At 35.3% G+C, this 14,501-nt stretch carries 12 protein-coding genes; 2 read left to right on the top strand and 10 right to left on the bottom strand.

Going from position 1 to position 14,501, the window contains the following annotated elements:
- The first annotated feature begins 15 nt into the window (after positions 1-15).
- On the top strand, positions 16-1,320 hold the full coding sequence (locus Q0594_RS05455) for a DEAD/DEAH box helicase (protein WP_298730311.1): 1,305 nt from the start codon (positions 16-18) through the stop codon (positions 1,318-1,320).
- Positions 1,321-1,623: 303 nt separating this feature from the next.
- On the opposite strand, the gene Q0594_RS05450 is transcribed toward Q0594_RS05455, so the two are convergent.
- The 5 genes from Q0594_RS05450 to gndA form a co-directional block, all read right to left on the bottom strand.
- Complete coding sequence (locus Q0594_RS05450) at positions 1,624-2,418, bottom strand: DUF1189 family protein (RefSeq protein ID WP_298730309.1); 795 nt, start codon at positions 2,416-2,418, stop codon at positions 1,624-1,626.
- Between the two features lie 227 nt (positions 2,419-2,645).
- Complete coding sequence (gene zwf / locus Q0594_RS05445) at positions 2,646-4,103, bottom strand: glucose-6-phosphate dehydrogenase (protein ID WP_298730307.1); 1,458 nt, start codon at positions 4,101-4,103, stop codon at positions 2,646-2,648.
- Between the two features lie 137 nt (positions 4,104-4,240).
- Complete coding sequence (locus Q0594_RS05440; RefSeq protein WP_298730305.1) at positions 4,241-5,689, bottom strand: ATP-binding protein; 1,449 nt, start codon at positions 5,687-5,689, stop codon at positions 4,241-4,243.
- A gap of 10 nt (positions 5,690-5,699) precedes the next feature.
- Positions 5,700-6,395, bottom strand: a complete 696-nt coding sequence (locus tag Q0594_RS05435; RefSeq protein ID WP_298730303.1) for a response regulator transcription factor — start codon at positions 6,393-6,395, stop codon at positions 5,700-5,702.
- A gap of 189 nt (positions 6,396-6,584) precedes the next feature.
- Positions 6,585-8,018: an NADP-dependent phosphogluconate dehydrogenase gene (gene gndA, locus Q0594_RS05430; protein ID WP_298730301.1), complete on the bottom strand. Its 1,434-nt coding sequence runs from the start codon at positions 8,016-8,018 to the stop codon at positions 6,585-6,587.
- Between the two features lie 209 nt (positions 8,019-8,227).
- On the opposite strand from gndA, the gene Q0594_RS05425 reads away from it, so the two are divergent.
- On the top strand, positions 8,228-8,356 hold the full coding sequence (locus tag Q0594_RS05425) for a DUF4044 domain-containing protein (RefSeq protein WP_298730299.1): 129 nt from the start codon (positions 8,228-8,230) through the stop codon (positions 8,354-8,356).
- A gap of 48 nt (positions 8,357-8,404) precedes the next feature.
- On the opposite strand, the gene Q0594_RS05420 is transcribed toward Q0594_RS05425, so the two are convergent.
- From Q0594_RS05420 to Q0594_RS05400, 5 genes are all read right to left on the bottom strand, one after another.
- Complete coding sequence (locus Q0594_RS05420) at positions 8,405-9,751, bottom strand: DUF6056 family protein (protein ID WP_298730297.1); 1,347 nt, start codon at positions 9,749-9,751, stop codon at positions 8,405-8,407.
- Positions 9,732-10,670 carry a glycosyltransferase family 2 protein gene (locus tag Q0594_RS05415; RefSeq protein ID WP_298730414.1) on the bottom strand — a complete coding sequence of 313 codons (939 nt, stop codon included), beginning with the start codon at positions 10,668-10,670 and terminating at the stop codon, positions 9,732-9,734. The genes Q0594_RS05420 and Q0594_RS05415 overlap by 20 nt, the downstream gene beginning before the upstream one ends.
- 129 nt (positions 10,671-10,799) lie before the next feature.
- Positions 10,800-12,227 (bottom strand): cytosine permease, encoded by a 1,428-nt coding sequence (locus Q0594_RS05410; RefSeq protein ID WP_298730296.1) that lies wholly within the window; start codon positions 12,225-12,227, stop codon positions 10,800-10,802.
- The gene (locus Q0594_RS05405) at positions 12,227-12,412 is read right to left on the bottom strand and encodes a hypothetical protein (protein WP_298730294.1); all 186 of its coding nucleotides are present in this window, start codon (positions 12,410-12,412) and stop codon (positions 12,227-12,229) included. Before Q0594_RS05405 ends, Q0594_RS05410 begins: the two co-directional genes overlap by 1 nt.
- Positions 12,413-14,191, bottom strand: coding sequence for a phosphotransferase (locus tag Q0594_RS05400; RefSeq protein WP_298730292.1), 1,779 nt, complete (start codon positions 14,189-14,191; stop codon positions 12,413-12,415).
- Positions 14,192-14,501: the final 310 nt, after the last annotated feature.

The following is a 14,501-nucleotide window of genomic DNA, read 5'->3' as shown; positions in this document are numbered from 1 at the left end:
AAAAGAGATGAAAACATGAAATTTACAGAATACGCATTACAGCCTTATTTGCAAAAAGCCTTAGCTGACTTAAAATTTACACAACCAACTCCTATTCAAGAACGCATCATTCCTCTTTTATTAAAAGGAGAATCTGTGATTGGTCAATCGCAAACAGGAAGCGGAAAGAGCCATAGTTTCCTATTACCACTCATCAACAAAATTGACCCTAGTCGCCAAGAGTTGCAATTAGTGATTACAGTCCCAAGCCGTGAACTCGCAGAACAATTAACTGCTGTAGCAGCCCAGTTGATTACCTTAAGTGATACAGAAATTCTATTAGAAAAATGTATCGGTGGTACCGATAAAAAACGTCAAGTGGCTAAACTCACACAAACACAACCACATATCGTAATTGGAACACCGGGTCGTATTTTTGATTTAATGCAAGAAAATGCCCTCTTCGTTCAAACCGTACAAATGATGGTTGTTGACGAAGCCGATATGACGTTTGACTTAGGTTTCTTAGAAACAGTGGATGAAATTGCATCTCGCATGCCAGAAAACTTACAAATGTCTGTTTTCTCTGCAACGATTCCAGATAAGATTAAACCTTTCTTGAAAAAATACTTGGGTAATCCAAAAGTTATTCAAATCGAGAATACGCAACTCGTTTCACCAACGATTAAAAATCAATTGCTTGTCACAAAGGCTCAAAATCCAATGGACGTTCTTCGTCAGTTACTGGTGATGGGTCATCCTTACCTCGTGCTTATTTTCGTAAATACGAAACAAAAAGCCGACGAAGTCACTCAAGACCTACGCAGCCATAACTTCAAAGTAGCAACGATTCACGGAGATATCCCTTCAAGAGAACGTCGCCGTGTCATGAAACAAATCCAACAAATGGATTATCAATTCGTTGTCGCAACTGACCTTGCTGCACGTGGAATTGATATCGAAGGCGTTTCTCATGTGATTAACTTAGAAATTCCTGGAGAATTAGAATTCTTCATTCACCGCGTTGGACGTACGGGACGTAATGGTTTAGAAGGAACAGCCATCACTTTCTACACACCAGACCAAGAACAAGCCATTCAAACATTAGAAGGAAAAGGCATTTCTTTTGAAACGGTTGAATTGAAAAATGGAGAGCTTGTAGAAAGTTATGACCGCTCTCGTCGCGAGAAACGTAAAAACACACAATCCAAAGACTTAGATCCACGCCTCAAAGGTATGATTAAGAAGGCGAAGAAAAAAGTAAAACCTGGCTACAAGAAAAAACTTGGGCAAGAAATCCGTCAAAAACAACGCAAACAGAAGCGTACAAAAAATAAATAGTAGAGAATCTTTTTAATTTAGACGATTACGAAGAAGCCTTACGGATATCTTCATAGTAATAGTGGCGAGGCATCGGCTCGAGCCTAAGGTCTCTCGCCTTTAAAGCCTCAAAGGGGACGTACGGAATTATATTCCTACGTCTCCTAATTCGTTTTAATGCGACTTCCCGTCACTATTACTATAGAATCCGTATATTTCTTCGTAATCTCATTTTAGAAATTCAGTCTCTGCTATTTATTTTTGTAGATTTTCTCAAAAGAAAACCACCTAGAAACTAAAATTAGTTTCTAGGTGGTTTTTAAGTTACTGTTTCTTTTTACTTTCTATATCAATAAATTCTTTCATCCCGAGAAGCCAGTTAAAGGTCGTTGTTACTAATAAATAATAGAAAATACTGATTCCTCCTCCAACTCCTAAAATGGCAATTAAACTATACAAAACAGCTGGAAGAAAGGCTGCTGCCATTGTTAATTGTTTCGAAACTGAAGTTGGCATTTGAATCCATGCTCCCATAAATAGAGCTGCAAACAATCGAACAATAAAGCCTACAATAATCAATATTACGTATAATAATAAGCTATTGTATACAAACATGAATAACATGACACCCAGTAATACCATCCATAGATTCGCATTAAACTCTTCGATATACTGATGAATCATTTTTTTGTTTAACTCACCAATATCGCTATAAGAAATTTTTGCTGAATTTAAGACTGTATCTAAGGCCATATGATCTTGCAGGAATGCAATAGTTGGAATGCCTTGGTTAGATTCCGCACTAACATCATTATCTGTAGATTTTCCAGTTGGATCAAACAACACATTAAAGGCGTCCGAACGATACAAGAAACCAGATTGTTGATCAGCAACTAATTTCCCATCCTTTACTGAAAGTTCAGGGAATTTTTGTTCTACTACTTTTATATTCTCCGCAATTTTTCCAATAAACTCATTGGCTCGAAGAAAATTCGGAATGGAAATGATAAGGACCAACAAGAAAAAAATTCCTTTTATCTTTTTCAAGGGATTTTGTAAAATAGTCCAAATTTTATTAGGTTTTAATAAACTAAGTCGAATAAATTCTTTAATCGTCATGCGCGCCTCCTATATAGAAAACAGTTTACAGAAAAAGAGCGACCTTTTCAAGAAAACGAGGTTGCGCGAAGGAAATGATTCATATAAAACAGTAAAATAATGATTCCTAAAAGATCCTTACGGATTTCTTTTAAACATTTTTTTCGCTTTTAAAGAAGAAGGGCTGCTCTCTTTACTGTTTAGAAAATAAAAAGACTAGGTTTTCACCTAGTCTTTGCACTATTTCATTAGTCGCGGTCAACCCACTTGCGACCATCACGTTCGATTAAATCGAAACCTGATTGTGGTCCTTTGCTTCCAGCAGCATAATTTGGGAACTCTTCAGCAATTTCGCTGTCCCAAGTTTGTCGAATGATATCTACATATTTCCAAGAAGCGGCTACTTCTTCCCAATGCGTGAAGTTCGTCATATCGCCTTCGATACAGTCAAGAATTAAACGTTCATACGCTTCTGGACTGCTCATCGCAAAGTTCTCATCGAAGATTTTTTCCAAGTGACTTGTTTGAAGCGCGATGGTATTTCCAACGGCTTTCGAATTAATCACGAAGCAGAATCCTTCACGAGGTGTAATATGAATAGAAATACGGTTGGATGGACAACCATCGATGCCACAGAATAATGGTGAGCCTGCTTCTTTAAAGACAACATCAATGATCGTTTCTTTTGAATGCAGACTCTTACCTGTTCGAACATAGAAAGGAACTCCTTCCCAACGTTCATTATCGATAAATACTTTACCAGCAACATAGGTTTCCATATTCGAATCATCTGCTACATTTGCATCTTCTCGGTACCCCGGTTTCAATCCATCTTCGGAAGGTCCATATTGTCCGCGGACAAAGTTTTCCTTCACTTCTTCGGCAGTATATGGGCGAAGTTGCTCTAACACTTTTATTTTATTTTTACGAATGTCTCCAAATGAAACAGGTGGTTCCATCGCCACTAAAGCAAGAATTTGTAAAATATGGTTTTGGACCATATCACGAAGTGCGCCACTAGTATCATAATACCCACCACGCTCTTCTACACTGACTTGCTCCAACAATGAAATTTGGACATGGTCAATATTTTCTTTATTCCATAATGCCTCAAAAACACGATTTGCAAATCGAACCGCTGAAATATTTTGAATCATTTCTTTTCCTAAATAATGATCAATTCGATAAATTTGATTTTCATCAAATGATTGACGAAGTTGATGATTTAACTCCTGAGCCGATGCAAAATCTTTTCCGAATGGTTTTTCAATAATCAAACGATTATAACCATTTGGTGTTAATAATTGCTCTGCTTTTAAATGCTCTGTAATGGTTCCAAAGAAATTTGGAGCCATCGCAAGATAAAAGACACGATTCCCATTGATTTGATAGGTTTCGTCTAATCTTTCAGAAAGCTCTTTTAAAACGACATAATGATGAGTATCGTTCACATTATGTGGTTGATAGTAAAAATGCGATAAGAATTGATTTAATTCTTCCTCACTCTTTACTAAAGATTGTACAGACTGTTTTACGACATCTCTAAAATAGTCATCAGTCCACTCTCTACGTGCTGTCCCAATGACAGCAAAATGATTTTTAATGAATCCTTTTTGGAATAAACGGAAAATTGCAGGATAAAGTTTACGATGAGCTAAATCACCTGTTGCTCCAAACAATGTAATAAGTACATGTTGTTCGCTCATGAGTTGTCCTCCTTGAATAGAATACGCAAGCAAGTAGCCTGCAATTGATAAAATACTACTTTTCTAGTGTAAGTTATAAGAATAGAAAAGTAAACTATAAAACGCCCTTCCTTATGACAAAGAGAGCGATTCATTAGTTATTTTAGAATCGGCAACTTCACTTTAAAAACTGTTCCCTGGTCTAAATGGGAGGTTAGGCTGATACTTCCGTTGTATCCTTCTATCAGTTCTTTTGCAATTGAGAGACCTAATCCATTTCCCCCACGTTCTCTTGAACGGGCTTTATCAACTCGATAGAATCTAGAGAACACTTTCTTTTTATCTTCCTCACTTAACCCCATGCCAAAATCTTGGATTCCAATTTCCACTTGATCCGCTACCGTTGATAAGCTAACAATAATCTCTTTACGATTCGTTGAATATTTGACCGCATTATCCAACAAAATGATAATAACTTGTTCAAAATGATTTCTATAGATAGGCGACAATAAGTCAGCTTTTGAATCAATATCCAAAACAAACGTAAAGTCTGGATACAATACTTTAAAATTAGCCACTATTTGTGTTAAAGTATCCACCACTTCTGTAGTCGCATCTTTATACTGCTCTCTTACTTGAGGGGCTCTAGACAAATCAAGCATTTCTTGGACAAGAGTTTTCATACGTTTAATTTCTGCTAATGAAGCTTCTAAGGACTCTTCAAGTACCTCTGGATCATCCTTTCCCCATCGATTCAACAGTTTGAGATGCCCTTCGACAATCGCTACTGGCGTTCGTAACTCATGAGAAACATCCTCCACGAAATGTTTTTGCTGAGAAATATAAAAACTAATTTTATCAAGTAATTCATTAAATTGTTGTGAAACTACTGCGAATTCATCATTTTTCTTAGGAATAATTAGCCGCTTACTATCAATATTATCTTCATTAATGGACGCTATAATATCATGAATTTGTTCAATAGGTTTGGAAATAAGTCTAGAGATGAAATAAGCCAACCCAATAGCTACCACGGCTTCCATAATTAACAATTGGATATATAATTTCTGCAACTGTTTTTTCAATTCTGTTAATTTTGCCATCCGGTTAATAATTTGTAAATGACCAATTAGCAAGCGATTCGTTCTCGATAAAATCGGCATTGTTACTTGAATGCTTTCTTCTCCTGTCGATAAAGGAACGAATTTGGTTTCTAGCGTACTAGATACTTGTAGTGGATCTTGCCATTGTTGCGTTTGGAAGATTAGTTCCCTACTTGTGTCAAATACGCGAATGTTTAATTCCTCATTCATTGGATAAAAGCTACTGTTCTTTTTATAGATACCGTTTTGCCTTTGCTCATACTGCTCCGCTTCATTTAAGATAGAAACAATATCCGCAGCCGTTAAATTTTCTGACTTCCTTGAAAGTAAGTCGGAAACTACTTGAGCATAAACGATTGTTTGATTTTTTTCATTTTCTCTTAAAGTCATAATTTGACCTTGGATAAGAATCGTAGTTAATATCCCCAGCAAGGCAAAAATGGTGGCTGAAATAACCCACCACCATTTTTTTGCTACTGATTTATGTTGACTATTTGAGTTCATCATCTTTTCCTCAACTTCTCATTACATATCCTGTACCACGAACCGTTTGAATATAACTTTCCTTTCCAGGAACATCAATTTTATTGCGAATATATCGCACATAAACGTCAATAACATTCGTCTCAACTTCATTTTTATATCCCCAGACTTTTTTCAATAAGATTTCCCGAGATAAAACAATATCAATATTTTCCATCAATAAAAGAAGGAGTTCATACTCTTTTTTAGTTAAGTCAATGACTTCGCCAGCTCTTCGTACTACACGATTTTCAACTTCAATCACTAAGTCACGATATTCTACTTTTGTTTGTTTTATATTACGAGATTGTTCTTCCATTTGCAAGCGTCTAAATAAAGCACGTAATCTTGCTAATATTTCTTCGATTTCAAATGGTTTCACCACATAGTCATCTGCTCCTTGGTCCAGTCCAACCACTCGATCCATAACAGAATCCCTCGCAGTCATAATGATAACCGGCGTTTGTTTGACTTGTCGTAGTCTGCGAACAACTTCTAATCCATTCATTTCTGGTAACATTAAATCTAATAAAATAGCATCCCAAGATTCATCAATAGCTGCTTGCAAACCAGTTCTTCCATCTGAGCATACTTTTGTTTCATAACCTTCATGTTGCAACTCTAATTCTACAAATCGGCTTAAATTTTTTTCGTCTTCGATAATTAATATACGTTGATTTTTTTGCATATTTAAGCTCCCTTCATATTTTATCCCTAACAGTTTTATAATACCATATTCATGTGTTTCTTAATAGAATTTAATGAAATTTTCTGTCAATTTTACTCAATCCAATTTTCAAAATGAACTGATTGGTTCATTTTGATTGAACAAACAAAAAAGCCCTAGCCACGTTGGCTAGGACTTCGTCATTTATAATTATTGTTCAATCTCTTTTTCTTGAGCCCATTCGAAGTGGAATGTTCCTGGTTTATCTACACGGTTGTAAGTATGTGCACCGAAGTAGTCACGTTGTGCTTGAATTAAGTTTGCAGGTAATGTTTCTGAACGATATGAATCATAGTATGCTAATGCACTTGAGAATGTTGGTACTGGGATACCAGCACGAACAGCCGTTACAACAACATCACGAACTGCATCTTGATAAGATTCTGTTACATATAAGAAGTACTTATCTAATAATAAGTTTTTCAATTGAGGATCCCGTTCGAACGCATCTGTAATCTTTTGTAAGAATTGCGCACGGATGATACATCCTGCACGGAAGATTTTCGCGATTTCGCCGTAGTTTAAGTCCCAATTGAACTCTTCACTTGCTACACGCATTTGAGCAACCCCTTGTGCGTAACTCATAATTTTAGAGAAGTATAATCCTTTACGAACTTGTTCGATCAAGGCTTGACGTTCTGAATTTGTTAATTCTGGAATTTTTGTTACTGCTAATTCTTTGCTTGCTGCAACACGTTCTTCTTTCAATGTTGAAACGAAACGTGCAAATACTGATTCCGTAATTAAAGGAAGTGGCACCCCTAAGTCTAATGCGCTTTGTGAAGCCCATTTACCAGTACCTTTGTTTCCAGCAGTATCCATAATCACGTCAACCATTGGACGACCTGTTTCAGGATCTTTCTTCGTTAAAATGTCTGCTGTGATTTCGATTAAGTAGCTGTCTAATTCGCCTTGGTTCCATTCTTTGAACACTTCAGCGCATTCTTCTACAGATAATCCACCAACACGACGTAAGATATCGTAACTTTCAGCGATTAATTGCATGTCCCCATATTCGATTCCGTTATGAACCATTTTTACGTAGTGACCTGCTCCGTTTGGTCCAATGTAAGTCACACATGGAGCTCCATCGTCTGCTTTAGCAGAGATTTCTTCTAAAATTGGAGCTACTAAATCGTATGCATCTTTTTGTCCACCAGGCATGATGGAAGGTCCTTTTAAGGCTCCTTCTTCTCCACCAGATACACCCGTACCGATGAAGTTGATCCCTGAGTTTGCAAGTTCTTCATTACGGCGCATTGTATCTCTGAAGAATGTATTTCCTCCATCGATTAAAATATCACCTTTATCTAGATGTGGAAGTAAACTTTGAATGGTCTTATCAGTAGCCTCCCCAGCTTTTACCATTAATAAGATTCTTCTTGGTTTTTCTAAAGATTGTACAAATTCTTCTACTGTGTATGTTGGTACTAATTTTTTATCTGGATGTAGAGCAACCACTTCGTCTGTTTTTGAAGTTGTACGGTTGTAAATCGAAACGCTATAGCCACGGCTTTCAATGTTTAAAGCTAAGTTACGTCCCATAACAGCCATACCCACGACACCAATTTGTTGTTTTGACATAAAACTTCCTCCAATTTGTTTTATTTTCCATTCCTATGTTAACAAAAATCGTTAATATTTGAAAGGTTTTTGGCCGTTTTTCTTTCATCTCTTCTGTTTTCATTTCAATCATTTTCAATTTTATAAAGGTAGTTTAAGTATTTAAGACTAGTAATTCGCTCTAGTTTACGGTAAACTATTACAGAAACTAGAAAAAAGGAGCGATTGTGTTGGCAAATAAAAAACGTAATCTTTCAACCGTTGAAAAAATTACACGTGTGGTTGCTGTATTAATGTTAATCGGAACCCTTGGAGCTATTGTTCTACAAGTAGCGTTAACTATCTTGAATTATAAATAATCGAAAGACCGATTGGAAAACCAATCGGTCTTTTTTGAATTCTTTAAGCTATTCTTCAGATGAAACACTCTCTATTCTATCGATACCAAAATAGACCGCCATCCACTGATTAAACCACGCATCACTCTTATCCTTTAAATTAGCAGTACCAAGGTACGCATTATAAAGATGCTGTGGTGTAGGGAATCTCTTCAAGGTCACACTAGTTTGATTCTCCTCAATTGCTTTATATATATCACTATATTGTTTCTCAACATAGGTATACGTCTCATAGTTATCCTTCACTACATTTTTATATGAAAATCCAAATTTAACACTCAACACCAGTATTGCAAGTATTGCTATTTGCTTGATCCATTCATTATTTTCAAAGACAACTTTTGCAATCACAATTACAGCAATACAAAGAAGTACACTTGATCCAAAAAATATACGTGGTGGCCATTCTCTTGAAGCAACCAAACTAAAGATACAGGCAAAATGTGCTGTTATCAGGAATATTAAAGAAATGAAGGGTTCTTTCTTTAGATATCTAGCTAATATCGCAATAACGAATAGTACAATTAATAATACATAAAGAAATGAATATCTTTCCCATGAACGTTGAATCAAACTAAGGATATTATTTTTTAAATTTGGAAGAATTGGGTAACCTCCCCCTCTTTTTTGAGATCCCGGAGAAGATAACATTAAAACAAATCCAAATACTGCACTAATAAGTTCTAATACTTTATTGATAGGTATTTTCTTTTCTTTAACGAAAAAATAAAACAAGAAAAGTCCACCAAGTAATATCATGGCTGGGGAGGTGTTTTCATTGCCCGCTCCCATGAAGAAAGCTAACGGAACTGTTAAAATGGACCATTTTTTAGAAATACTAAAGTTAATAAACAGGTATAACCACAATAAATCAATAACCCCTGTCCACAAATAATTTCCAGATCCTGATACCCATAAAACCGTCTTGCCAATTTCCGGAAGAAACCACCAAAACATCAAGAATAGAAATACAATATAAATACTGTTAAATGGTTTTCTCTCTTGTTTCATCATTCGTGAACTCAGTTTATCAGATAGAATTATCAGCATTAAAAATATGATAGAATTCAAAATATTAAAATATTCTTTATGAACTTGCATAAATGTTTGTACTATAGAATGAGCCGTGAAGCGACCATTCCAAACCTGCCAATGAGTCACTTGAGAAGTTATTAAATCCATGAGATTTTTAATAGGTTGCTCATTTCCTGTTGGCATAGAATCTTGATAAATAAAATGATATACATAATCATCTGAGGTATACAGAGTAAAGTGATTTAATACATAAATTAATAAAAATATACTGAGACAACTAGCAATGTATATCGTCTTTTTTCTATTTAATTTGTTTAACATGTTTCTCCTTTATAATATATATAGGACGTTTTTTAGTTTCCATAAAAATTTTCCCAATATATTTTCCTAGAATCCCTATAGTCATTAATTGAAATCCACCTAAAAATAAAATAACAGTCATAATTGAGGTCCATCCTGACGTCGGATTTCCAAATAGCAATGTTCTTACAAAAATAAAGAGCATCATTATAAAAGCTAACACGCACGAGAAAATCCCACCCACTAGAGCTATATTCAATGGTGTCTCCGAAAAGTTCACAATACCCTCTATAGAGTATTTAAATAAAGACCAAAAATCCCAAGATGTTTTCCCTGCTACTCGCTCAACATTTTTATACTCTAAATACTCTGTATGAAATCCTACCCATGCAAAGATTCCTTTTGAAAAACGGTTATATTCTGAGACTTCTAAAACAGCATTTACCATTTTACGTCTCATCAACCGATAATCCCTCGCCCCATCTACCATTTCCACTTGGCTAATACGATTTACAATTTTATAAAACATACTTGCAAAAAAAGAACGAATAGGAGGTTCTCCTTCTCGAGATACTCGTCTAGTTCCAACACAATCTAACTCTGCATCATTGTCTAGCATTTGTTTCATCTGAATAAGCATTTCTGGAGGATCCTGCAAGTCACAATCCATGACTGTAACATATTCTCCAGTTGATTCTTTTAGACCAGCATATAAAGCTGCTTCTTTTCCAAAATTTCTCGTAAAGGATAAATAGCTCACATTTTCAGTAGCTGTACTTAGCTCTCTTAAAACTTCTAATGTATTGTCCGAAGAACCATCATTTATAAAAATATACTCAAAATCTTCTTGCATCTGAGTTCGTACAGATTCCATCGCAGTATAGTACAAGTGAATTGTGTCTTCTTCATTAAAGCAAGGGATAATAATCGAAATAATCATATCTTCTCCTAATAATTTATTTATTCTCATTTAACTGACTTTATCATACCATAAAACCTAATACTCCACAGCAATTTAAAAAATTAGAGTTGATAGAAAACTCTACCAACTCTAATTTTTTTAAATTGCTTAAATTGTAACTTCTTCTCGATCACGAACCATATAAGCTTTTAACGGAGTCAGGCTAGCAAGCCAGTATAATCCTCCACCAAGTAATGCTGTAAATCCGCTACCGGTTGTGATGAGAAACAACGGACTTTGGATTTGTTTATTCACAGGATTATAAATAAACAATACTGCCACGAGCAATGAGATAAACACACAACTCATTCCTACAATATTAAATCCTTTTGTATACTCATATGCCTTATGTCCCTCTATAAAATATGCCGAGCGCAGAGATAATTTTTGCTTTCTGAGTAGAAAGAAGTCAACGACAATCATTCCAATAATCGGTCCTTGAAGATATGCAGCCAGCGAAATAAATGAACCAAAGTATTCATCTACTCCTCCCCAAATAGTCAAAGCACTCACATACACAAAGGCTATCCATACCATTAGCTTATAACTAATTTTTGGCATTCCGCTCTTCACGATCATACAGTTAACGTATGAACCAGTCCCTTGAGTCCCAATATTAGCAAAAGCAACTAACAATAGGCTTAAAAGTGAAAAGGTAGGCGTACTTAAAGTAGCTAACATCGTTGTCGGATCGCTTTCATATACACCAGTTTTTACGAACATAGCAAGTGCCATGACGCCACCTGTGACCGCAAAAAATGGTGCTACAACACCATATGATAAGGAAGTAGCCCAAAATCCACTACGTTCTGATTTTGCTAAGCGCGGTAAAATGAAGGCCTGAGTTGACCAGGAAAATGCTACAGCAACATTACCTTCACCTGAAATCATGAATCGTTCAAGTGGTGTTAATTCACTTTGAACGGCGGGTTGTACATTCATAATTTCTGTTATAGGAACTGCAAAAAAACAAATTCCAGCTATAATCAAACCAACAAATAACAAAGCAACAACCATGTATCTATTAATTCCTTTTATAGTTTCAGGTCCACTAAGAGCAATTAAAGTCCCTAAAAAGACGCACATGGTACCGAGTATTGGTGCCCATATCGCCTTATCCAACATAAGTCCAAAGTTACTTGCTAAATGTATCATGGAATTCGCAAAAAGATTCGCAGTAACTGCATACCAACCAAAGTTTGCTAAACTTATTACTGTTGACAAAAGTGCTACTCCTTTTTGCCCAAGAACCGATCGAAGCCAAATCCACAAGTCAATTCCGTAACGAACGGCAAATAGTACTGGTAAACATTCAATAAATACCCAAATGATATTAAAGCTAAAAATATTAATAAGCATTTGATTGAACGATAAATATTGTGCTACATAGGCCCCCTGTGTATAACACCAAGTTGCAATCGCAAATCCACTAGTAGATAAGAATAAATCCCAGAACGAATACTGACGATCACCATTTGTCATTGGAACAACACCTGTAATCGTTTCTTGTTGAATATAATCATTCATAGAAGCCATTATTGAATCACCCCACTCATTGCCAAAATAATAAGGATTAGGTTAACTCCTACACAGATTCCCACCCAGAGGTAATCCATTTTTGAAAAGCGTTCTGGAAATACATAATCTTTTTCTTCCATCAATTTGAGCCGGCGTTTTGTTTCTTCGGAAATTAGCTTTTCGATTGAAACTTCATTTTTCATCTAGTTCTCTTCCCCCTGATACATTCTTATAGCTTCAGTACAATACATTTTCGTATGACGATACCACTTATAAAGATATTCACCAACACGTTTCCCATTACTTTCTTGGAAAAGTGCCCATAAGAACCAATAGTATGAAACTAATCCAACCATACCTAAGAAATGCTGTTGACTACCTACGCCAGGATTCTTTTCAAAGTACTTATTAATAAATCCTTTAGCTTCGTCTAAACTGTAATCTGTACAGCATAGGAAACAGCCAATGTCGCTAGCAGCATCCCCCATCCCAGAATACTCCCAGTCAATCAAGCTCATATTCCCGTTTTTATCAACTAGGAAATTCGGACTATAACAGTCACCATGACAAAGAACAAATTCCACAGGATCCTTGTGTAAATATTGAATGACTTGATGTACAAGCTCTTCTAATATTTCCTTATCTTCAAACTCAAAACGATTGCACTTTTGCAATTTTTCCTTAAATTTTTCTAAATCTTTTTCGAAGCTTAGTTCGTAAGGTGTTGTCTTACCAGAACAATGGAGGCGACTAATGAAGTCAATCGCTTTTTCAACATCTTCATCATTTTCATAATCTAATAATCTTGCATTTTCTATAAATTTTGAGATTTTCCACCCCTCATTTTCGTCCATTGCAACAAAAGTTTGATCTATCCCTAATTCAGCCGCAATCTTCATCGAAGCTGCTTCGCTAAGTCGGTTAATATATTCTTCTGTTCCTTTTCCAGGGTGACGATAAACATAAGATTCATCCTTACACTCGAAACGGAAAGAAGTATTAGTCAATCCGTCTTTTATCGGTTTAATATTAGTAATCTCTGCTGGTGATACTGACAGTATCTTACAAATATTGAGCAATATTTTTGAATTTGTATGCATCAAATATTGTTCATCAAATGCACGAAGATCCGCTAAAGAATCAAATTCTTTAATTACGTCTTCTGAATAATGACGCGCTTCTAACTTTAATACATCTAAATGTCGATAATAATACTCTTCCCATAACTGTTCTTTAAATGCGGCATGTTGGAATTCATTCTCTAAAATACGAACAAATTTTTCACTGAATTCACGATCAAAATATACATGGCCAAGCATACACCATGTATTTTTGCCTCCAACAGTTACCTCTGAAATGAAACCATTTGTCTCTTTTTCTACACAATATTCATCAGTTTCTCCATTAGCAAAAACTGTAGCATAATAGCCTCTATATACATATTCCTCAAAAGGATTTTCCGTAAAATAATTATCTGAGGAACAAATATAAGTATTTCCTAATTGCTCACGAACTAGCATTAATGATGAGCAATTATTATAACGATAATAATCCTCGTTAACAACGATATCTACACCAAATTTATCTGCAAGATAAAACATCATTTCTTTCATATAGCCAACAATAACTGTAATTTTATCAATTCCAGCTTCTCTCAATTGACCTATTTGTCGTTCAATCAAACGCTCACCTTTAACATTCAATAGGCCTTTAGGTGATTCATATGAAAGTGGAGCAAATCGTGTACTCATTCCTGCAGCCATAATAATGGCATTTTGAACACGATAAGGTTCTAATTCAGCGAGTCCTTTGTCTGTTAGAGAATAATCCGAAGTTATCCAACCAAGTCCTTCAGCTTCTGTTACTAAATGATTCACTTTCCCAAGAGACAGGTCAAGTCCTTTTGCGATTTCTCGCTGTGTTACTTTTTCTTCTTTATTTTTTAAAAATACTAATAAGTTAAATTGATGATTTGAAATCATTCTAATTCGCCTCCCTATGTTCAATATTATACACCTTTTTTACAAAAAATGAACAAAATTCTCTATATTTTTATAGTTAATGAAAATTTATCATCAACCCTATTTTATGTATTAAAAAGGCCAGCATTCCATATTTTAAAAACACCTAAATATAATTAAAAGGTATACAAAAATTAAACAAAAAATAGTGCAGCTGATACTTTTATTATTAATTTAATTTATGAGGATATAGTTTAATTTTACGAACTAGGAAAATAAGGGTTTTGCTACTCACCACTTTCGAACATGGTTGGTATCCATACGAGAGGTC

The organism is uncultured Granulicatella sp. (genome assembly GCF_938030755.1).
Taxonomy (GTDB): domain Bacteria; phylum Bacillota; class Bacilli; order Lactobacillales; family Aerococcaceae; genus Granulicatella.
This window is presented reverse-complemented; position numbering and strand designations above follow the sequence as displayed.